The organism is Thalassoroseus pseudoceratinae (genome assembly GCF_011634775.1).
In the GTDB taxonomy this organism is placed as follows: domain Bacteria; phylum Planctomycetota; class Planctomycetia; order Planctomycetales; family Planctomycetaceae; genus Thalassoroseus; species Thalassoroseus pseudoceratinae.
Window position 1 is genome coordinate 13510 of sequence record NZ_JAALXT010000004.1, and the last position, 19923, is coordinate 33432.

General features: G+C 55.3%; 18 protein-coding genes. 11 read left to right on the top strand and 7 right to left on the bottom strand.

All coding sequences use genetic code 11. The features are described 5' to 3' along the window. Window positions 1–1293, top strand: a complete 1293-nt coding sequence (locus tag G6R38_RS14355; RefSeq protein WP_240928209.1) for a Gfo/Idh/MocA family protein — start codon at window positions 1–3, stop codon at window positions 1291–1293. 63 nt (window positions 1294–1356) lie between these two features. Here G6R38_RS14355 and G6R38_RS14360 read toward each other — a convergent pair whose 3' ends face one another. The 3 genes from G6R38_RS14360 to G6R38_RS14370 all read right to left on the bottom strand — a co-directional run bounded on the left by G6R38_RS14360 (window position 1357) and on the right by G6R38_RS14370 (window position 4344). After that, window positions 1357–2172 (bottom strand): metallophosphoesterase family protein, encoded by an 816-nt coding sequence (locus G6R38_RS14360; RefSeq protein WP_166826766.1) that lies wholly within the window; start codon window positions 2170–2172, stop codon window positions 1357–1359. A gap of 115 nt (window positions 2173–2287) precedes the next feature. After that, window positions 2288–2905, bottom strand: coding sequence for a peptidylprolyl isomerase (locus G6R38_RS14365; protein WP_240928210.1), 618 nt, complete (start codon window positions 2903–2905; stop codon window positions 2288–2290). Between the two features lie 122 nt (window positions 2906–3027). After that, a complete protein-coding gene (locus G6R38_RS14370) occupies window positions 3028–4344 on the bottom strand; it encodes a DUF58 domain-containing protein (protein WP_166826770.1) in 1317 nt (438 codons plus the stop codon). 160 nt (window positions 4345–4504) lie between these two features. Here G6R38_RS14370 and G6R38_RS14375 point away from each other — a divergent pair, with 160 nt between their 5' ends. Then, on the top strand, window positions 4505–5434 hold the full coding sequence (locus G6R38_RS14375; RefSeq protein WP_166826774.1) for a formylglycine-generating enzyme family protein: 930 nt from the start codon (window positions 4505–4507) through the stop codon (window positions 5432–5434). 248 nt (window positions 5435–5682) lie between these two features. Then, window positions 5683–7536, top strand: coding sequence for a S1 RNA-binding domain-containing protein (locus G6R38_RS14380; RefSeq protein WP_166826777.1), 1854 nt, complete (start codon window positions 5683–5685; stop codon window positions 7534–7536). Window positions 7537–7710: 174 nt separating this feature from the next. Here the strand turns inward: G6R38_RS14380 and G6R38_RS14385 are convergent, their stop codons facing one another. After that, complete coding sequence (locus G6R38_RS14385; protein ID WP_390881413.1) at window positions 7711–8928, bottom strand: aspartate aminotransferase family protein; 1218 nt, start codon at window positions 8926–8928, stop codon at window positions 7711–7713. A 105-nt stretch (window positions 8929–9033) separates the two neighbouring features. Then, a complete protein-coding gene (gene argB / locus G6R38_RS14390; protein WP_240928212.1) occupies window positions 9034–9933 on the bottom strand; it encodes an acetylglutamate kinase in 900 nt (299 codons plus the stop codon). Window positions 9934–10087: 154 nt separating this feature from the next. On the opposite strand from argB, the gene G6R38_RS14395 reads away from it, so the two are divergent. Together G6R38_RS14395 and G6R38_RS14400 are read left to right on the top strand one after the other, a co-directional pair. Continuing rightward, on the top strand, window positions 10088–10714 hold the full coding sequence (locus tag G6R38_RS14395; RefSeq protein ID WP_166826785.1) for an RNA polymerase sigma factor: 627 nt from the start codon (window positions 10088–10090) through the stop codon (window positions 10712–10714). A 41-nt stretch (window positions 10715–10755) separates the two neighbouring features. After that, the gene (locus G6R38_RS14400) at window positions 10756–11556 is read left to right on the top strand and encodes a hypothetical protein (RefSeq protein ID WP_166826788.1); all 801 of its coding nucleotides are present in this window, start codon (window positions 10756–10758) and stop codon (window positions 11554–11556) included. Window positions 11557–11569: 13 nt separating this feature from the next. Here the strand turns inward: G6R38_RS14400 and G6R38_RS14405 are convergent, their stop codons facing one another. Continuing rightward, window positions 11570–12277, bottom strand: coding sequence for an RsmE family RNA methyltransferase (locus tag G6R38_RS14405; RefSeq protein WP_166826791.1), 708 nt, complete (start codon window positions 12275–12277; stop codon window positions 11570–11572). Window positions 12278–12374: 97 nt separating this feature from the next. Between G6R38_RS14405 and G6R38_RS14410 the strand changes: the two genes are divergently transcribed. The 6 genes from G6R38_RS14410 to G6R38_RS14435 all read left to right on the top strand — a co-directional run bounded on the left by G6R38_RS14410 (window position 12375) and on the right by G6R38_RS14435 (window position 19156). Next, a complete protein-coding gene (locus tag G6R38_RS14410; RefSeq protein WP_166826793.1) occupies window positions 12375–13247 on the top strand; it encodes an ExeA family protein in 873 nt (290 codons plus the stop codon). Between the two features lie 15 nt (window positions 13248–13262). Next, window positions 13263–14282, top strand: a complete 1020-nt coding sequence (locus tag G6R38_RS14415; RefSeq protein ID WP_166826796.1) for a hydantoinase/oxoprolinase family protein — start codon at window positions 13263–13265, stop codon at window positions 14280–14282. A gap of 107 nt (window positions 14283–14389) precedes the next feature. Then, the gene (locus G6R38_RS14420) at window positions 14390–15439 is read left to right on the top strand and encodes a Gfo/Idh/MocA family protein (protein ID WP_166826807.1); all 1050 of its coding nucleotides are present in this window, start codon (window positions 14390–14392) and stop codon (window positions 15437–15439) included. 69 nt (window positions 15440–15508) lie between these two features. After that, complete coding sequence (locus G6R38_RS14425; protein ID WP_166826810.1) at window positions 15509–16471, top strand: hypothetical protein; 963 nt, start codon at window positions 15509–15511, stop codon at window positions 16469–16471. Window positions 16472–16564: 93 nt separating this feature from the next. Next, window positions 16565–17404, top strand: a complete 840-nt coding sequence (locus G6R38_RS14430) for an MBL fold metallo-hydrolase (protein ID WP_166826813.1) — start codon at window positions 16565–16567, stop codon at window positions 17402–17404. Between the two features lie 3 nt (window positions 17405–17407). After that, window positions 17408–19156, top strand: coding sequence for a serine/threonine-protein kinase (locus G6R38_RS14435; RefSeq protein ID WP_166826817.1), 1749 nt, complete (start codon window positions 17408–17410; stop codon window positions 19154–19156). 11 nt (window positions 19157–19167) lie between these two features. Here the strand turns inward: G6R38_RS14435 and G6R38_RS14440 are convergent, their stop codons facing one another. Further along, window positions 19168–19797, bottom strand: coding sequence for an RNA polymerase sigma factor (locus G6R38_RS14440; protein ID WP_240928214.1), 630 nt, complete (start codon window positions 19795–19797; stop codon window positions 19168–19170). Window positions 19798–19923 lie beyond the last annotated feature (126 nt).

A 19923-nucleotide genomic window follows, 5' to 3' on the forward strand; every position in this document is an offset into this window, starting at 1 on the left:
GTGAGCGAACCCGCCCCAACATCTTCAAATGTTTCCCGCCGTTCATTTCTGCAAGTTGCCGGTGCTGCGGCAGCGACGACAGGCATGACCGCTGCCAGTTATGCTCGTGTTCTCGGTGCGAACGACCGTATCCGCACGAGTTTCATCGGCGTCGGCGGCATGGGAACTGGCCACCTCAATGCCATCAAAAAATTGACCGGCCCAGACAACCTGCAACCCGTTTCTGTCGCGGACTGCTGGCAGAAGCGAGCCGAAGAAGGTGCCGCCCGTGTCGGTGCCGAAAACGCTTACCAAGACTATCGTCGTGTGCTCGATGAAGAAGTCGATTACGTCACCATCGCCACGCCAGAACACTGGCACGCGAAGATGACAATTGACGCCTTCGATGCCGGGAAAGCCGTCTACTGCGAAAAGCCGATGACGCACAACATTCCCGAAGCGATCGAAGTCGTCAACAAGCAGAAAGAAACGGGCTTGGCCCTTCAAGTCGGCGTGCAGGGCATGTCTGACGACAGCTACTCATCCGCCGCGAAAGCCATCGAAGACGGCGTACTCGGGCAAGTCGTGCAAGCTCAGATTGAGTATGTGCGTCGCTACGGTTCACAAGGCCCCTGGCGAAAACCGGGTCTGAAAGACGACATGCCCAAACCGGAAGATCTCGACTGGAACGCTTGGCTCGGGAAAGCTCCCAAGACCGATTGGAATCCGCACCATTACTTCGAATGGCGATGCTACTCGATGTACTCCGGCGGGGTCGCGACGGACTTGTTCATCCACCGCATCACGCGGATTATGAAAGCGTGTAACTTGCTCTACCCGAACCGCGTTGTCGGCATGGGTGGCATCTGGCAATGGCCGGACGGTCGGAACTTGCCGGACAACTTCGAAATGATCTGCGAGTACCCCCGCGGCATGACGGTCTACGTGCTCGGTACGCAGAGCAACCGGGTGGGTGTCGATCACCTCATCCGTGGGTATCGGGGCACGTTGTACTTCACCCGAGAAGGGTGGGTCGCCAAGGACAAAGACGGCAAAGTCCTCGCCGAACACAAAAAGTCCGGTGCCGAAGACATCCACTTGCATCACACCAACCTGCACAACCATCTCCGCAACGGCGAAGAATTGAACTGCCCGCCGGAGTTGGGCCTGGCTGGCGTGGTCGCCGTGAACTTGGCCAACGAATCCTGGCGAAGCGGTCGCATGATGGCCTGGGACAAAGACAAAGGCGAAATGGTCTCCGCCGACCAAATCAAATGGGATCCCTACCCAGACACCGACCCCGACGCTGCCTAAGCGATGATGAGGTCTAATGTGATGATGTGAAAGAAGCCGCCGGTTCCCGACCGGCGGCTGTTCTTATTGCGCTCGTCGCAGAATCACCACGCGACAATCCACATTCAGAACCTGTGTGCCGTTTGCCATTTCGACCAGTGGAATCGGCCAATGAGAATGACCGCGAACCACCAGCGTTTTGGGAAATCGCTCAAGGGTTCCTCGGATATTCGATGAACCCCTCAAGTCATTTGCCGGAAAATCAGGACCGTCATGCATCACCAACACGTCAGGAAGCTGATCTAGTAGCAATTCCGTATAGGTGAGAAAATCCGATTCGGTTTTGCGGTGGAGTTTGTTTGGATAACCTATGATGCCACCTATCCCGGCCACGACCAGGCTATCGAGATTCGTTGAGTTGCCATCAAGATAATGAGCATTGCCGGACACGTTACGTGTGGGTTCGTCGCGGTTTCCGAAGGTATCGTGATTGCCCGCCACCCCAGCGACCCAGCGAAAACTCTCTGCAAACGCTCTCCAGACTGGCAGGACATCGCCGGAGCCCCCACGTTTGTCGAGATTGGGCACTGTATAGAAATCCCCAGCGAGAATCACACCGGTTCGATTCGGATCGAGATTTAACTCCGGCAAAAGCTCCGAGCACAAGCGTTCTGGCAGTGCTTCACCAAGCAATCGCTGCGGACCGCAGTTGGCTTCTTGAAATCGTTCGCGTCCTTGCAAGTCCGCCGTTGCCAGAAGTGCTTCGAGATCGCCGGGGAGCCCCGAGACTTCTCCGGTGTGAACCGGCAACCGATCCGTATAAAACGCTCCCGGCCCTTTCCCCGCATTGAGGAACGGAATTTCAAGGATTGGATGCTCAGTGATTGATACGATTCTCATTAACGACTACGACAACGAACCGGAGCAAGAAGTTCGCCATTAATGCCAAATAAACAAGCCGCCGGAGGGAACCGGCGGCTTGTTTCACATGATCACATCAGACCACATCACATCATCACTTCTTCTCAACAATCGTCGCTTTCTTGATGTAATCGAGCTTCGGAAAGTTTTCTTTCAGATACTCATTCCCACGACGGGTGATCATCGCTTGGCTGGGTTGTTCGCGGTATTGGGCGTTGATCTTCTTGACGACGTCCATGCCCTTCGAGACTTTCCCGAAAGCGGCGAAACCGTAGCCGCCGTAGTTGTCGAGACGAGAGTTGTCGGCCAAGTTGATGAAGAGTTGTGTCGTGCGGGTATTGGGGCCGGAGTTCGCGAAGGTCAGCGTGCCTTCTTCGTTGGTGTGCTTCGGCGGATCGTCGGGAATGCGGGCTTCGGCCCACTTCTGTTGAATGTCTGGGTTGCCGTTCATGCCGAATTGTACAACGAACCCAGGCACGACGCGGAAGAACCGGCACTCGTTGTAGAAACCCTTCTTGACGGCGTCGTGGAACCGATCGACACCACGCGGGGCCCAATCCCGATGCACATCGACAATGAAATCACCAGCGGTCGTTTCAAATTTGACCTGAAACTCCGCGGGTGCGGGACCACCCTCGTCCGCCGCCATTGCCGACCGCCATGCCAACGCCGTGAGGGCCAAAGCCGTTGCAAACTTCAGAAACTTCGACATCCGTTCCTCTCCTGTCATCATAGAAAATGGTTTCCGTTCGGGGGGATTGATCATAGCATTGCGAACCGGCGAACCCAACCGGCAACCATCCTGTCCTTCGCACCAAGTGTGCCACTGACGCGCTAGCCGAACGCGCCGATCATGCGTTGCGAGCACAATGCGGCCAGCATGGCTTCGTCATCGACTCGGCGGACGTCAATTCCCTCGGCCACCAGCCGACCACCGCAGGCGACGAAGTGGTGTTCATCATAGGTGACCACCACCGCCGTAACCGAGTACCCGCTGCGTTTGAGCGTTCCAAGCGCAATGGCGGTTTCCTCGGGGACATCCGGCAGAATGGCAATGACGGTGGCGTCGCGAGGCAGACGACCGGACACTTCGACGACCAATTCGGAAAACGTCAGGCCATCGGTGAGTTCAAGCCGTGCGAGTGTTTCCAGAGTGCGTTGAAATTGATCGGGACCGCGTGCCGATCGCAACTCGACGGGACGGAGTCGATCGCTTGAGGTCTCTTGGGACGCATCTGTTTGAGCAGCAACGCGAGACCGGAATTCCAAGCGGTGTCCTTGCTGACGAATTCGATCGGCGGCGTCTCGTCCGTTGGAATACAAACCAAATTGCTGACCGAGCAAATACACCTGATTCGCCAATGCTGTTGCCGTTGTCACGGCGAGTTCCGAGCGGTGCGGTTCGGCTCGGCTGTTGTAACCGTCTTGATGGAAGTCCACCAGCAGCGTTGCCCCAGCGACAGTCGATGGCTCGTAGACCTTGCTATGAAGTTCGCCAGTGCGAGCCGTCGCGTGCCAGTGAATTCGCCGCAATGGGTCGCCTTCTTCGTACGCCCGCACACCGGCAATCCGCGTTGGGTCTTCGAACAACCGATACGTCATCCGCACTTCACCGATCGGACGCCGCGAAGCGATATCGTACCCCGACAGCGGAACGACAGTCGGGGTAATTAACACGTAGACCGGTTCCGTCAGAACGCGATACCGGCGATGCAAACCGAACAAATCCCCAGTTTCTGCCAAGAGTGGACCGAGTTGGTAATAACCGCGATAGTCGAATCGAACACGGTAGGAAAGCTTCTTCGTTTCTCCCGGCTTCAGTCGCATGATCGCCGATCGCGGTTTCTTGATGCCGATTCGCGGCGGACGCTGCATCATCGCCGACTTGGGCACCGAGTCTTCGAGCAGCAACCACGCAATCGTCCAGCGACCGGTATTCTTGATGGTCACGGTCACGGTTGCTTGATCGCCAATCACACCGTTCGTGATGTTACAACCTCGCTCGGCCGTCACGCTTTCGATCCAACTGCGTGCGAAAAACCGACTGGTTAACATCACGCCAAGCAACGCATACATGGCGTAAACCAACAGCCCGAGTTGGAACACCAAACCCACGACTAACAATAAAACGACGACCAAATACCAACGCATCGAGCAAGCCGTTTCGAGTGAAAAAGTTCTCAATTTCCCTTCACGGTGCCAGTTTGCCGACGATTCGGCAAGCCTCTGACGTGGAATGCACGATATGGTTTTTCCATGAATTCCGGCTCCGAGTGTTGCGAGAGTGCCCGCCCCGCGTAAGATAAACGCCATGTCGAAACTTATCGTTTTCAATTTTGAACTTCTTCGTCGCGTCGTTGACAGCCGGTCTCCGCAACTCGTGCTTTGTTTCGCGGTGGTGGCTTGGTCTCATTTGGCATCCGCCGACGAACCTGCAGGCCGATCGAAGCCAACGGCTCTTTTGAAGACCTTCACCGACGAGCTGGTTTCGATCACACCGGGCCAGGGGAAGTTTCCAAAGTCCTTCCGCATGGGAAGCGAAGACGGCAAACCCGCCGAACGCCCCGTTCACGAAGTGACGTTTTCCAAACCATTCGCGATTGGTTGCTACGAAGTTCCACAGAATCTGTACGAAATTGTGATGGGCGAGAATCCCAGCCGATGGAAGGGGCCTCGGAATTCGGTTGAAATGATGTCCTGGCAAGATGCCAACACATTTTGTAACCGGCTGACGAAATTACTTCGCCAAGAAAAACTCATCGCCGACAACGAACTCATTCGACTGCCCACGGAAGCGGAATGGGAGTACTGTTGCCGAGCGGGCACCGAGTCGGCTTATAGTTTCGGTGCATTCGCGACGAAACCCGGCGACGTCGGCAAGACGGCCAGTGTTCTCGATGCGTACGGTTGGCACACTGGCAATGCCGCCGGCAACGATCCCCCTGTCGGCGCTCTGAAGCCGAACCCGTGGGGACTTTACGACATGCACGGATACCTTGCGGAATTCGTTGCCGACGACTGGCACGAGAACTATCAAAACGCCCCTGTCGATGGAACAGCATGGGCGACGAAAAAACCAACGAAATCGGCCGCCACTCGGAAAGTCATCCGCAGTGGATCGTGGCGAGACGCCTATCCAGAATTGCGATCCGCGGCTCGGCAGGCGTTCGGTCAAAACGAAAAAAGCGATGCGGTCGGGTTCCGATGTGTTAAGAGCACAACCCGGTCAAACAAGAATTGAGACAAGACTTCACAGAGATTTCACGAAACAGGACTCCTAGATTTCTTGAAATTCCTGTCTTGACAGAAAAATTTAGATTCCGTCCGGAAGATGGTTTTTTCTCTGAACTTTGGGTATTCTGCACCCCTCAACCCGTAGAGGGGAAAAGATTTCAGACAAAAGCACTTCTGGAATTCAAAAAGAGTTGCCCGCCGGTTGTATCGGCTAACGGTAAGATGTGTAGGACTGTGGAATAAGGTTGGAATGCGATGAGCTCCGACGAACAAGCACCCCGCGACGAAGACACTCAAGAAACGAATCAGCAAACGGCGACTGAAACGCAGGCGGAGCAAAATGCTCCACCGACGCCAACGTCACCGGCTGAATCGACCACTCCGGAGCCAACGGCATCGGCTGAAAACGCGAGTTCCGCAGAGAATTCGAGTGGTGATCAGAGTGTCCCGCCGTCGGAACCAACGGCGGTAACGCCAACGCCCCCCGAGCCTGTAACGCCCGCGGAACCCGCCAACACACCGGCCGAGCCAACGGCCTCGTCGGAACCTGAGGCAGCAACACCTGCCGAAGCTGCCAGCGACGAAGACAAGCCGCGCGTGCAAGTTGGTGTGACGTCTGGTTCGGCTAAAGCCGTCCCGAACTTGCAAGCCGGCGATGTGCAATCGGCCACCGCTCCAGCACACGTTGAACAAAAAGAAGGCGAGCAACCAGCGTCTCAGAAAGATCCGTCGGCGGAAGTTGTTCCTCCGCAGAAGCCGGTGGACATCCCTAAGGCGGACGATCTCGACAAGGATTTGGAATCCCAGATCACCAGCGCCCTGTCGAGCAGCACCAGCGAACCGACTGCGAACGTGCCGGAATCTTCCGTCGCTCCTGCGGTTCCCGCAGGTGGTGAGACCGAATCCGCCACGCCAGCAACCCCGCCCGAAGACGCGGCACCGAAGTCCGAAGAAGAACTCGAACCACGTCAAAAACTCAAAGCGAAAGTGCAATCCATCAGCGACGACGACGTTTTCGTCGATGTCGGTTTGCGTTCGCCGGGCTTGGTTTCGTTACGACAGTTCGACAAAAACAAGCCACCGGAAGTTGGTCAAGAACTGACCGTCTCTGTCGATCGCTATGACGCAGAGAATGGATTGATCCACGTCAGCCTTCCTCGTGGCAAACGAAAAGTCGGTGCCGACTGGAGTGCCGTGGAAGTCGGTCAACTCGTCGACGCCACAGTCACCAAGAGCAACAAAGGCGGCTTGGAAGTTAACATCAGTTCGCTTCGAGGTTTCCTACCAGCTAGCCAAGTCGATCTGCAATACGTTTCAGACTTGGAACCATTTGTCGGTCAAAAGCTGACCGTCAAAGTGATGGAAGTGAACCCGGCGAAACGCAATCTGATCGTGAGTCGTCGCGAGTATCTCAAGATCGAGCGTGAGGAACAGGAAAAAGAGCTCTGGGAAAAACTATCCCTCGGGCAAACCTTCACCGGCACGATCAAGACCATCAAAGACTACGGTGCCTTTGTTGACATCGGTGGTGCGGATGGCTTCTTGCACATCGGCGAAATCAGCTGGACGCGAATCCGTCACCCCAGCGATGTCCTGAAAGAAGGACAGCAATGCGAAGTCCAAGTGATTTCGCTTGACGCCGATCGCAAGCGAATCGGGCTGGGAATGAAACAGCTCAAACGAAATCCATGGGAAACGGTGGAAAGCACTTACCCAACGGATTCAACGGTCAGCGGTCGGGTCACACGGGTTACCGATTTCGGTGCTTTCGTCGAGTTGGAACCCGGCGTGGAAGGGTTGGTTCACATCAGCGAACTGGACCATCGTCGCGTGAATCGTGTGGCTGACGTCCTGAAAGAAGGCGACACTTCAGAATTCAAAGTTCTTGAAGTGGATCCCAACAAGAAACGCATTAGCCTTTCGCTCAAAGCACTCAAGGAAGTGCCCGAAGAGTTCAAAAAGAAGACTGACGAAGAGATGGCTCCCGGTGGCGACAAACCTTACAAACGCCAACGCAAAGGTCCGTTAAAAGGTGGTTACGCACCGAAGGGCGGAGGCGGAAAACCCAGCAGCGGTGGCGGCTTGTTCGGCAACCCGGATGACTTTTAGACCGTATTACAGTGTTCTAGGCCCGTGGCGGGCGTGAAGATGCGTGCGTTTTCCGGCCGCCACAAGACTGCACCCACTGCGATCTTGAGTGAACTGTCCTCGATCTCTCGCCGAAAAATTGAAAAGCCCGCTGGTGACACGCCAGCGGGCTTTTTTTGTTGATCGGTGGTTTGGTTACGCACTCACGGAGACTTCGTCGGCAAGCTCCCGCAGAACGTTCGCGAGGATGGCACAGCCTTCATCGACTTCTTCCGGAGTCACGTTGATGGCGGGCAACAATCGCACGACCGTGTCGTGTGTCGCATTGACAAGCAAGCCCCGCTCCATGCATTTTCCGACCACAGGCGTCGCAGCGACGGTCAGATCCAACCCAATCATCATGCCCTGAATTCGCAGTTCCGAAATGATAGGAAGTTCGGCCATCAGAGCTTCAAAATGCTCGCGAAATCGATCGGCCATTTGCAGGCAGTGTTCGAGCAAGCCTTCCGCTTCGATCGTTTCCGCCGTGGCGATTCCCGCCGCCATCGCAAGCGGATTTCCACCGAACGTGCTGGCGTGCGTGCCTGGTTTCAAACTTGGAGCCACTTCATCGGTTGCCAAGAACGCCCCGCAAGCGACACCACCCGCCAGACCTTTCGCCAGCGTCATGATGTCCGGCTGAACGCCCCAATGTTGATGGGCAAACCAAGCTCCCGTGCGGCCCATGCCGGCTTGAACTTCATCGAAGATCAGCAAGCAATTCGCCTCATCCGCGATCTGCCGCAATCCTGCCAGAAACTCGTCACTCGGCAAATTCACGCCGCCTTCCCCTTGGATCGGTTCGACCAAGATTGCACAGGTTTCGTCATCGACCAGCGAACGCACGGCTTCCAAATTGTTGAACGGTGCGTATCGAAAACCGGGGAGCAGGGGACCGATCCCTTGATGATATTTCGGCTGTCCGGTCGCGGAGATCGCGCCGAACGTCCGCCCGTGAAAGCTGTTCTCGAACGTGATGATTCGATGCCGTCCAGGACCTCCGTGCAACCGGGCCAACTTGATCGCTCCTTCAATCGCTTCGGCACCGCTGTTGCAAAAGAAGGCTTTGCCAAAGGCCCGAGTCGAAAGAATCTCCGCGAATCGTCCTTGGGCTTCAGTGTACCAGGTATTTGGCACGTGAATCAGTTTTGCAACCTGTTCTTGCAACGCTTCCACAACGCGGGGCGGACAGTAGCCAAGCACATTGCAGCCCCAGCCAGGGAACAAGTCGAGATAGCAATTCCCCTCCGCATCCCAGACCCGCGAACCTTCGCCACGCACTAAACAAATCGGATACCGTCCGTAATTGGGAATCACAAACTGTTCAAACTGGGCGATCACATTCGGGCTGGTTACGTCGGTGGTGGTCACGATGGTTCCTTAACGAACTGCAATAGAGGAGCGGACAGAATCGATCTTAAACGGACAAAGCGGACCGGGAAATGGTTCAGCGGATTTCTCCGCAAAGTTGCGAGGCGTTTACAAAACAATTTCCGTGCCAACGCCGGTATTCGAATAAATCTCAAGCAATACCGAGTGCGGCATCCGCCCATCGACGATGTGTACTTTTTTCACGCCGGCCTGCAACGCTTCGATAGCGGCATCGACTTTTGGCACCATTCCGGAATCGATCACGCCTTCCGCGATCAGTTGCCGACATTGGTCCGCGGTCAAATGGGAGATGAGCGTACTCGGGTCGTTCTTATCTCGAAAGATGCCAGGCACGTCGGAGAGGAACACCAGTTTTTCGGATTGCATCATGCCCGCGACCGCAGCAGCGGCGGTATCGGCGTTCACATTCAATTTTCCACCGTCGGCATCGAGCACAACGGACGGAATCACCGGAATGCAACCGGATCGGCAAGTGTCTTCGATTAAACTGCGGTCGATGGAAACGACTTTCCCGACGGCTCCCAGGTCGAGTGATTCACCGTTCTCACCCGGCAACTCGATCCGTTCACCCACGAGGGCGTTTTGCGTCAGGTAGCTGAGTTCCACAGCTCGTCCGCCGGATTTCCGAATCAATCGGACCAGTGATCGGCAAATATCACGGGCGAGGACTTCAGCCACGATGTCCAAGGTTTTTTCATCGGTGTACCGTCGTCCTTGGACAAAATGCGGAGCGATTCCCGCAGCGGTCATTGCGGCGGAAATTGCTTTGCCGCCACCGTGTAACAACACCGGACGCATCCCCACGGTTTCCATGAAGACCACGTCTGTCAGGAAGCTGCGAACAGCGTCTGATTGTTCTAACGCACTTCCGCCAAACTTGATGACGACATGCTGACCGCGAAATCGCCGAATCCAACTCAGCGCCTCAATAAGGACGCCCGCCTTACGGATGGCTTCGTCGTGGGTTTCAACTTCGGAGCTTGTCACGGTTTGCACTCCCAACACCGGGAAAAACCGCCTATTGTAGAGTCCGCCGGTCGAGTGTCAATTTTCGCCGAAGGATCTTTGCTCAACTGCGACATACACACTTGGAAATCAAGGATGATCACCACACACAATCATTTTCTGAGAGGAATCACGATTGTCCTCTCCCAATGAATCCATTGAGTTCGATCACGACTGGCATACCCGAGCACTCTCAGGCGATGCGAACGCCGTTACGCAATTGGCGCAGCGAACCATCAATCCATTGTTCGCGTTTTGCCTGCATCGACTGCGGGGAGATCGCCATTTGTGCGAGGAAGTTGTGCAGGAAGTCTTGTTACGGGCTTTGCGTGAACTCCCGAAGTACGACCCAGAGCGATCGGCAAACGAAATTTTTCCGTGGCTTCAGGGATTGGCCCGGAATGAAATTCGTCGCAAACTCGATCAGGAAAAGCAGTCCGCACGATGGCAAGCCGTTTGGCAGCGAATCGATCAGGACTTGTTCGCCGAGTTGGCACGGATAGAATCCCAACCCATCAACCAAACTGCTTTGGATCGACAGGAAACCGAGACGTTGGTCAACGCAGCATTGTCGCAACTTCCGCCTCACTATCGGGATACGCTCGCCGGTAAGTATTTGCATGGTCGAAGCGTACGCGAGATTGCAGCGAAACTGCATGTGACCGAGAAGACGATTGAATCCCGTTTGACGCGGGCACGAACCGCGTTCCGTGTTGCGTTCGTATCTCTCGCGAAGTCGATGAATTTGGAATTTGAAGGCTAAGATTCGTCGGCTCGATCAAATGTCGAATTAAGCAATGTCCCATGTCCAATTCACAACCGAGTCGCAACGATGTCACAAACTCCTCAGAAGCAAACGTGGAGAATCTTTTGGCTCGCATGAGTTCGGCGGACCGTCCCGATGCGGAATTCGTGACCCGATTGCAAACCGAAATGTGCCAGGAAGCCAAGCGATTAGCCGATTCTCGAGCCGCTAAACTTCCGGCGGCAAATCCCTTTCGGTGGCGTTTCGCGTTGCCAACCGTGGCGGCGGTTGCAGTCGTGTTCCTGCTGGGATACTGGGTTGGAGTTCAACACAACCAAACGGTGGATCACCCGATTGTGAAGTCCCGTACGTTGGTCAACGCCTCGGATGAAACGCCCGCCCCCCCGAACACCATGACGAAACCGATTTCCGTTGCGGTGATGGCTTCACCGCGAATTCCGTTTCACCGGCAACTCACGACGGTTGGGCCGGAGAATGCGGTTTGCCTGTCCTACGATGATCTGGCTGTTCCACCGAAATCGAGTGCAGCTGGTCTGAATACCCAGAAGCTACAACCGCTTTCGGGACAACGAGTTCGTATTCGCGGGTTCATGCGTCCGAGCTTCGAGGAAACCGACCTCACCCGGTTTTGGTTGGCGCGAGACAATCAGTTTTGCTGCTTCGGCCCGAATCCAAAACTGTGCGACATTATCCGGGTGACGCTCCGCGATGGATCGACGACGGATTATATCGAAGGTCGGCCGTTCGATGTCGTTGGGGTTTTGCACATCGATTCCAAAACCGACGATCAAACCCCCGAATTGCTGACACTGAACGATGCCATTGTGGTTTCCCGGTAAGGTCACTTCACGTTCAGCGATTCAACCCAAACACTGCCGCAACCGCCAGAGCGGCTGTTTCAATGCGGAGAATGCGAGGACCAAGCGAGATGGGAGTCGCACCGGCCGCCATTGCTTGATCGACTTCCCCATTCGTCAGACCGCCCTCGGGACCAATCACGATGAGATGTTCGGCCGCGTCGGTTTCCCAGTTGGCGGCTTGCCAATCGGTTCCCGTCGGATGAGCCACCCAACAGGTGCACTTTGGAACCCATTTCTCAAGCAATTCGTCCCAAGCCGTCGGAGCGGTAATTTCCATCAACCGATTTCGCCGAGACTGCTTGCACGCCGCAATGACGGTTTGCCGCATCTTATCTAACTTGCCATCACGGGGATTCACGACGCCGCGTCGGGTTTCGAGCGGGATCAGCTGATCCACCCCCAACTCGGTTGCCTTCTCGACCAACCAGCGGAAACGGTCCCCCTTGGGGGGAGCGACGGCGAGCGTCAGAGTTGGTGTCGTAATTGGCTCGGTCGGAAGTTTCTCGTCGATTTGTAGAGTAACTTTTCGTTTTTCGATCCGTTCGACGCTGGCCGTCACCGAACGACCGTTTCCATCGAAGACCTCGACCATTTCCCCAACATTCTTCCGCAACACCTTGGACAAATGGCGGGCCTCCATCTCATCGAGCGTAACTGATGGGGCGTTCCAGTCGAGTTCAGCGGCGAAGAATCGGTCCATCGATCTTTTGAGATTCCGGTCGAGAAAACGGGGAAGAGGTTCATGGGCGCGCGAATTTATACCGATTATAACAATACGATGGATTCGGATGCCATCGGTGTCACGTTTTATGACGACGCTTGAGCCGATTCGAGGGTTCGGAATGTACGCCAGCTATTGGGGGTTGGAAACGGCTCCTTTCTCGAAGTCGCATGACATTCGTCACTTCCACGAAAGTGAAGTTCACGAAGAAGCACTGTCGCGGTTGTTGTACCTCATTGAGGAACGTCGCCGCTGCGGTTTGCTCTGTGGCGGACCGGGCACGGGGAAATCCCTGTTGCTCAAAATTGTCGACGACCAAGTGCGTCGCTCCCAACGCCAGAGCGTCTTGATGAACTTGCCCGGTCTGACCGGCGAGGAAATTCCGCGACGGCTCGCCCAGGAACTTGGCATCTACCCCGTCCCGACGGATATTTTTCGGGCGTGGACAGCCGTCGAAGACCATTTGCTGTCGATGTTGGCGTTTGAGCACCAAGCTGTCGTCATTTTCGATGGTTTGGAACGTGCCGGAAGCGGTGGATTAGAAGCCGTCGAACGACTCGTTCAACTCGCCGATAACGTCGCCGGTGGGCTTACGGTGATTCTGGCAACCCGGGCAGAGCGTTTGCCAGCCGGAGCGGCTCGTGTGGCGGAACAAATTGATTTGCGTGCCGATCTTATTCCCCTCGATACCACGCAGATCGCGGATTATGTGACCGACATTTTGGCCCAATGCGGCCGGACCGATGTCACATTCACGCCGGAAGCATTCCGAAAACTTGCGGAACTTTCTGAAGGGATTCCCCGAGCCATCGACCGTCTGGCCGACCTGTCGATGTTGGCCGCAATGAGCGAAGACATGCCCTACGTGGACGAATCCATTCTCGAGCAAGTGGCCGCCGAGTTGCAGCCGCAATCTGAGCGAGTCGCGCAACCGGTGAGTTTTAGTTGATTGAAACGAGACGCCATGCGGACGCTCGGTTTGGATATTGGTGGCGCGAACATCAAAGCCGCCGATGTTGACGGTATGGCTCGGTCAATGGCGTTCCCACTGTGGGAGCAACCCGATCGCCTTTCCGAAGTCCTGCGGGATTTCATCGCGGAATTCCCACCACCGGATCGGTTTGCCGTCACGATGACCGGCGAATTGGCCGACTGCTTTCGAACAAAAGCGGATGGTGTTGACTCAATCCTCGCAGCCGTTGAGCAAGTTGCTAACGACCGACCGATTGTCGTCTGGCAAACGGGGGCGGAATTCGTCAGCCCCGAAGTCGCCCGAGAAATTCCCCTGCTCGTTGCGGCGGCGAATTGGCACGCGTTGGCAACGTGGGTTGGACGGATACTTCCCGCGGACTCGTTCGCGATTCTACTCGACGTCGGCAGCACGACCACCGATGTCATTCCGCTGACGAATGGCGTCCCGACTCCAACCGGCTTGACCGACACCGAACGTCTGTGTTCCGGAGAGTTGGTGTATACGGGCGTCCACCGCACACCAATCGTGGCCTTGGCGAATGAAGTTCCCTGGCGAGATGGGCATTGCTCGCTGGCGGCGGAGTTATTCGCCACCACACAAGATGTCTACCTTCTGACCGGCGAACTTCCAGAGGAACCCACCAACTCCGACACTGCCAACAATCGCCCCGCGACACGTGAGGCCGCCTGCGACCGATTGGCAAGAATGCTCTGTGCCGACACTACAGAGGTCGCGGAAGAAGAAATCACGTCGCTGGCTCACGATCTTTCGGCCATCCAAATTCGTCGTATCCTCTCGTCCATCGATCAAGTGCTCGCCACGCAAGCTTCTGTTCCAACGCACGTCTTGACGTCTGGCTCCGGCTCTTTTCTGGCCGAGCGTGTGACTCAAACGCATCCACAACTCCGAACGTGTGAACACGTCGATTTGGCCCGGATGTTTGCCGACCGTATCTCCGAAGCCGCATGCGCATTTGCGGTTGCTCGACTGGCTGTCGAACGCGACGTTTGACGCCTGCGAACCGACCCGCCAAACTGTCTCTCAACACAAGCAGTTTGCAGCGATCAAGCAGCTCGCAGAGACGTCACGCGCAATTATCGGAAACGGAAGAAAGAAACATGGTTAATATCGGCATCGTGGGTATCGGGTTCATGGGTTACACCCACTTCACCGCCGCCGAACATCTCAACGGTGGGCGAGTCACTGCCATTTGCACACGAAGTCAGAAGAAACTCGACGGTGATTGGACGGGAATTCAAGGCAACTTCGGGCCACCGGCAGGGCAGGTCGATACGTCGAATCTCAAGAAGTTCACTGACTATCATGACATGCTGGCTGACCCAGAGATTGACCTCATCGACATCTGTCTGCCGCCGGACATGCACGAAGAAGTCGCCGTCGCAGCCGCCAAAGCAGGCAAAGCGGTGTTCGTTGAGAAGCCGATCGCCGTCGATCTGGGTGCGGCCGAACGGATGGTTGCCGCCGCGAACGAAGCGAACGTCCCACTCATGGTCGGACAAGTGCTCCCGTTCTTTCCTCAATTCCGCTGGGCTGCCGACGCCGTTCGGAATGGGCACTATGGGAAACTGAAAGCGGCTCATTTCCGTCGGGTGATCTGCCCGCCAAACTGGTCGGACGACATGAGCGACTTCCGCAACCTCGGCGGATGGGGAATTGATCTTCACATCCACGACAACCATTTCCTTTCGCTACTCTGCGGCGTTCCGAAAGCGGTCTTCTCGCGGGGGATGCTCGTTGATGGATTCGTGAACCACGTTCACTCTCAGTACATCTACGACACACCGGATCTTGCGGTCTCCTGTGTTGCGGGTGGTATCGCCGCTCAAGGGTTGCAGTTTGCTCATGGGATCGAACTGTACTTGGAAGAAGCGACGATTATGTATTCTGCTGGAACTGTCGGCGGTGAATGGGTGATTGATCGTCCACTGTCCCTGATTCTCCAAGACGGCACTGTCACCGAACCGGAACTCACCGGCGGAACCGAGTGGTACTCGGCATTTACCGCCGAACTCCAAGCCGCCGTAGACGGTCTTCAATCCAAGTCGACACCGCGAGCACTCAGTGGCGACCTCGCACTCGATGCCCTCAAACTCTGTTACGCAGAAGCTGACAGCATCGCCAAGAATGAGGTCATCACCCTCAGCTAGCGTCGTGGTACAATTGTCACACGTGTCACACCATTCCGGGTCACAGTTGAAACAAGGACTGAAAATGCCATGAGTCAGTTCGACGATTTTGATGACGACGAAAATGGCCCGGAGTGGTGGGAACCGCCGGAGGAAGTCGTGACACATGCCGGAACAGAAATCCCGGTAACGATGATTTTCTTCGAGCCACCACCTGCAGAAATTGGCAAAGTCCTCAGTGCTTGGTCGAGTTTAAAAGAAGGCAAGGAACCACATTCGGGACTAGTCCAACTATTGATCGTGGGAATGGTGGCGATTGGAATCACACTGGCATTGCTAGTCATCGCGGCAGCAACCTTCGGTGGCCTTGATCCTGACGTCGTCTATATTTCTATTGGATTCGGTTTGCTAGCCGGCATCATCACCTACTTTGTATCCATTTTCCGCCATCAATGCAGTTATGTGGGTGAGCAGGGTGTTGCAATTCTAAAAATCCGAGGAGACTGGGATTCAGAAATCAAAGAACAACTACTGCTATTTGAAGACGCCGTTAGTCTCAATGCGGCTCAAACCCGTAATTACACAAACGGAATCTACACAGGCACAAGCTATGATTTCACTTGGAAGAACGGTGCCGGCGAACGGCTAATGCGACTCAATGGCAACTACCATTCTAAGACCGGGAACCCGAAAGAGAAATCGCCGTTCCACTTGGCTCGCATGGCAGAACACGCATGGAACATCCATCTGACCGATCGTTTGCAAGACGAACTTGATGAATATGGCTATGTCGAGTTTCTTGTGAACAAAAAAGATGCCGTCCGTGTCGGACCACAGTTCATTGAGTTCTGTTTCAAAGGACGCACCGAACGTGTCCCGGCTCATGCCATCAAGAATCTTTCGATCAATAACGGGATATTCGCGATTCATACAAATGAAGCGAAATGGTTTAGTTCGAAAGGTAAGTTTTCGTTTAACTACAGCAGTCTAGCAAACGCCGGCATGTTCATTTTCTCACTAGAACGATTGCTGGGTTACGAGTTCAGCGACTAATCGTTTCGACATTCAATTTAACATTGAACCAACGTGTCGAATCATCCACCATTCGATGCAATCACACGCATCAAACGAATATAGTTTTGACATATGTTAGAGAATCTTCCGCTGCTTACTTTGCAGCATAAAGCTTTGACCATTGAAGGCTACTCACGAGCGGCGGTCCAAACGTATTGGCGGATTCCGGAACTAAAACTCGGGTTCGACCTGGGTGCTAGTCCTTGGGCATTCATGGGAACCGGTACTTATTTCATCTCACACTCGCACTTAGATCACATGGCGGCGTTGCCGGTGCTCGTTGCTCGACGAAAAATGATGAAGATGGAACCACCGACCATCTACGTCCCCGCCGAAGTCGTCGAGAATGTCACTCGAATGCTCCGCGCGTGGCAGAAGCTCGATCGTGGGCGGATGCTCTGTGAACTCGTGGGAGTCTCGCCTGGTGATGAAATTGAACTTTCTCGCGAGCATGTCGTCACAGTTTTTGAGACAACACACACGGTCCCGAGTGTCGGTTTTCTTGTGTGGGATCGTCGTCGAAAACTCAAGACGGAATATCAAGGTTTACCGCAGGATCAAATTCGTGACATTCGACTCTCAGGGGAAGATGTCAGCGAGGAGGTTCGCGTTCCGTTAGTGTGTTATACCGGGGATACATCGCCAGCCGGTCTTGATAGTGACCCGGCGGTCTACGAAGCTCAAGTCTTGATTACAGAGATGACTTTCTTCCGACCGGAACACCGCAAAGAGAAAATTCATAAGCACGGTCACACCCACCTCGATGACATTCTCGAGCGAGCCGATCGTTTCCAAAACGAATTGATCATTCTCTCGCACTTCAGCACTCGCTATCACGAGCGGCAAGTGAAACGAGCCGTGGAAAAACGCCTACCGCCGCAACTGCAAGACCGAATTCACATGTGGATGTAAAACGTGACTTCAAACTCCCAGACCGATCGGGATGATGAATCAGACCGAGAAGCCGTTCTTTGGAATCTCTTGGAATCGTTGCTGACCAGCCACGGTGATCGCCAACCGGATTGGTCGCAAGTCGCGACGGAGCACTCGGAATACGTCAATGAGTTGCGGGAGTTGTACGCCACGGCAATGGTGGCGGAGGAATTTGGGAAGCTCGCAAATTCCGATGCCCAAGAAACCATCAGTGTTTCGCCTCCGATCTCGACTTCATCGGACGGGGCAGGGCGTGTTCACGTTCTGCCAGACGTTTCGCTGGGCTGTATCGGCGACTACGAGTTGCTAGAGGAGATCGGGCGTGGGGGAATGGGCGTGGTGTTCCGGGCTCGGCAGATCAGTCTCGATCGGATTGTCGCACTCAAGATGATCCTGCAAGGAAACTTGGCGTCGGAGGAAGAGCTGACCCGGTTTCGGTCTGAAGCCGAGGCCATTGCCAAGCTCGACCACCCTCATATCGTGCCGATCTATGAGGTTGGTGAGTGGGAAGGGCAGCCGTTCTTCAGCATGCGATACGTGGACGGCCCCACGCTCTCGCAGCGGTTGATCGACGGTCCATTGTCGAATCGCGAGGCAACGGAACTCATGGTGCCGATTTGCGAAGCGATTGAGCATGCGCATCGTCAAGGAATTCTGCACCGGGACTTGAAGCCATCCAATATTCTTTTGGATCGGCAAGGGCGACCGTTTATCACGGATTTCGGGCTCGCGAAACAGTTTTCGAGACCTTCGGACGTCACCGCCCATCGTGAGCCGAGTCTCACGGAGAGCGGAGCCATTCTTGGAACCCCCTCGTACATGGCTCCTGAGCAAGCCGCCGGTCGACGCGGAGAAATCGGCCCGGCGTCAGACGTTTACAGCCTCGGAGCCATTCTCTATGCGATGCTCACCAGTCGTGCACCATTCCAAGCTGCGTCACCGGTTGACACGGTTTTGCTGGTCCTCGAGCAAGACCCGCTGCCACCGCGTTTGCTGAACAAAGGAGTGGATTCCGACTTGGAAATGATCACCCTCAAATGCTTGCAGAAACCAACCGATCTACGCTACCCCTCCGTCGATTCGCTCAAGCGTGACTTAGAGTCTGCCCAGCGTGGGGAGGTACCGTCTGTGCGGTCGTCCCATTTCACGCAGGTGCTCAGTCGAATGTTTCGTGAAACGCACCATGCTGGCATCTTGGAAAACTGGGGCCTGCTATGGATGTGGCATAGTCTGGTGCTGTTCGGGTTGTGCGTGGTGACAAACGGTTTTCAGCTTGCCAACGTGACCGCTCGCTGGCCGTACGTGACTTTATGGACGCTGGGGCTGGGAATTTGGGCGGCCTGCTTTTGGAGTTTGCGTCATCTGGCCGGGCCGGTCACGTTTGTCGAACGTCAGGTGGCGCACGTGTGGGCGGGAGCAATCGGCGTCAGCTCGTTTCTGTTTTGGGTGGAAGCCGTGCTTGAGTTGCCAGTGCTGTCGATGTCTTGCGTCCTGCCGCTGATCGCAGCCATGGTCTTTATGGTCAAAGCTGGCATTCTCTCGGGGCATTTTTATGTCCAAGCGTTGATCATGTATTTCTCTGCCGTCGTGATGGCGGGATTGCGGATGCTCTCCGAATCACACGGTTGGCCGGATCTCAGTTTGACCTTCTACGGCCTGGTGTCCGCCGGATGCTTTTTCGTTCCCGGCTGGAAGTATTGGAAGCAACGTCAACGCGGTGAATCCGATTGACACCCAGGCGGTCAAACGCCATCCATTTGGAGGATGATGCGAAGTTTCTCGCGGAGTTCTACACGGCCACGGTGAATCCGGCTGCGGACGGTGCCAATCGGGCAACCTACGATTTCCGCGATTTCCTCGTAACTGAGATTCTCCATCTCTTTGAGGACCAACACCTCTCGGTATTCCTCGGACAACTCCGCAAGGGCTCGGCGGACCTGCGTCTGTTGTTCAGCGAGTTCCATAGAGTGTGACGGATGAGCTTCCGGATGGAAATCGGTTGGATCGACGCCGGCTTTCTCACGAGCGGCATCCAACGAAGTCGTCGCTCGGCGTTTTTTGCGTTTTCGGCTGACGAGTACGTTGTACGCAATCCGGAACAGCCAAGAATAAAACGCCGATTCGCCGCGAAAGGTGTCCAACTTTGTGAACGCCAACACGAACGCCTCCTGAGAGATGTCGCGGGCATCTTCCGTCGACCCGAGCATCTTGGCGAGCGTGTTGTGAAGTCGGTTTTGGTGGCGCAGCACCAAGTCCCCGAACGCTTCGGTTCGGCCATTCAAACATTCCGTGATCAGTCGCTGGTCGTCGGCGTTCACGGGAACCGTTGCGAAACTACAGGAATCTCCAGACGAATTGTGGTCGCGGCCCACTCGATTCCGCCAGAGCGTAAGTTGATATTTTGATGGACTCAGTCATTCACTCGTCGTTACCGAAGCTATCGTCTCCTCGCCAGAGAATACTGTCAAGGAGTCCGCGTTTGAACGCCGCAGTCGACT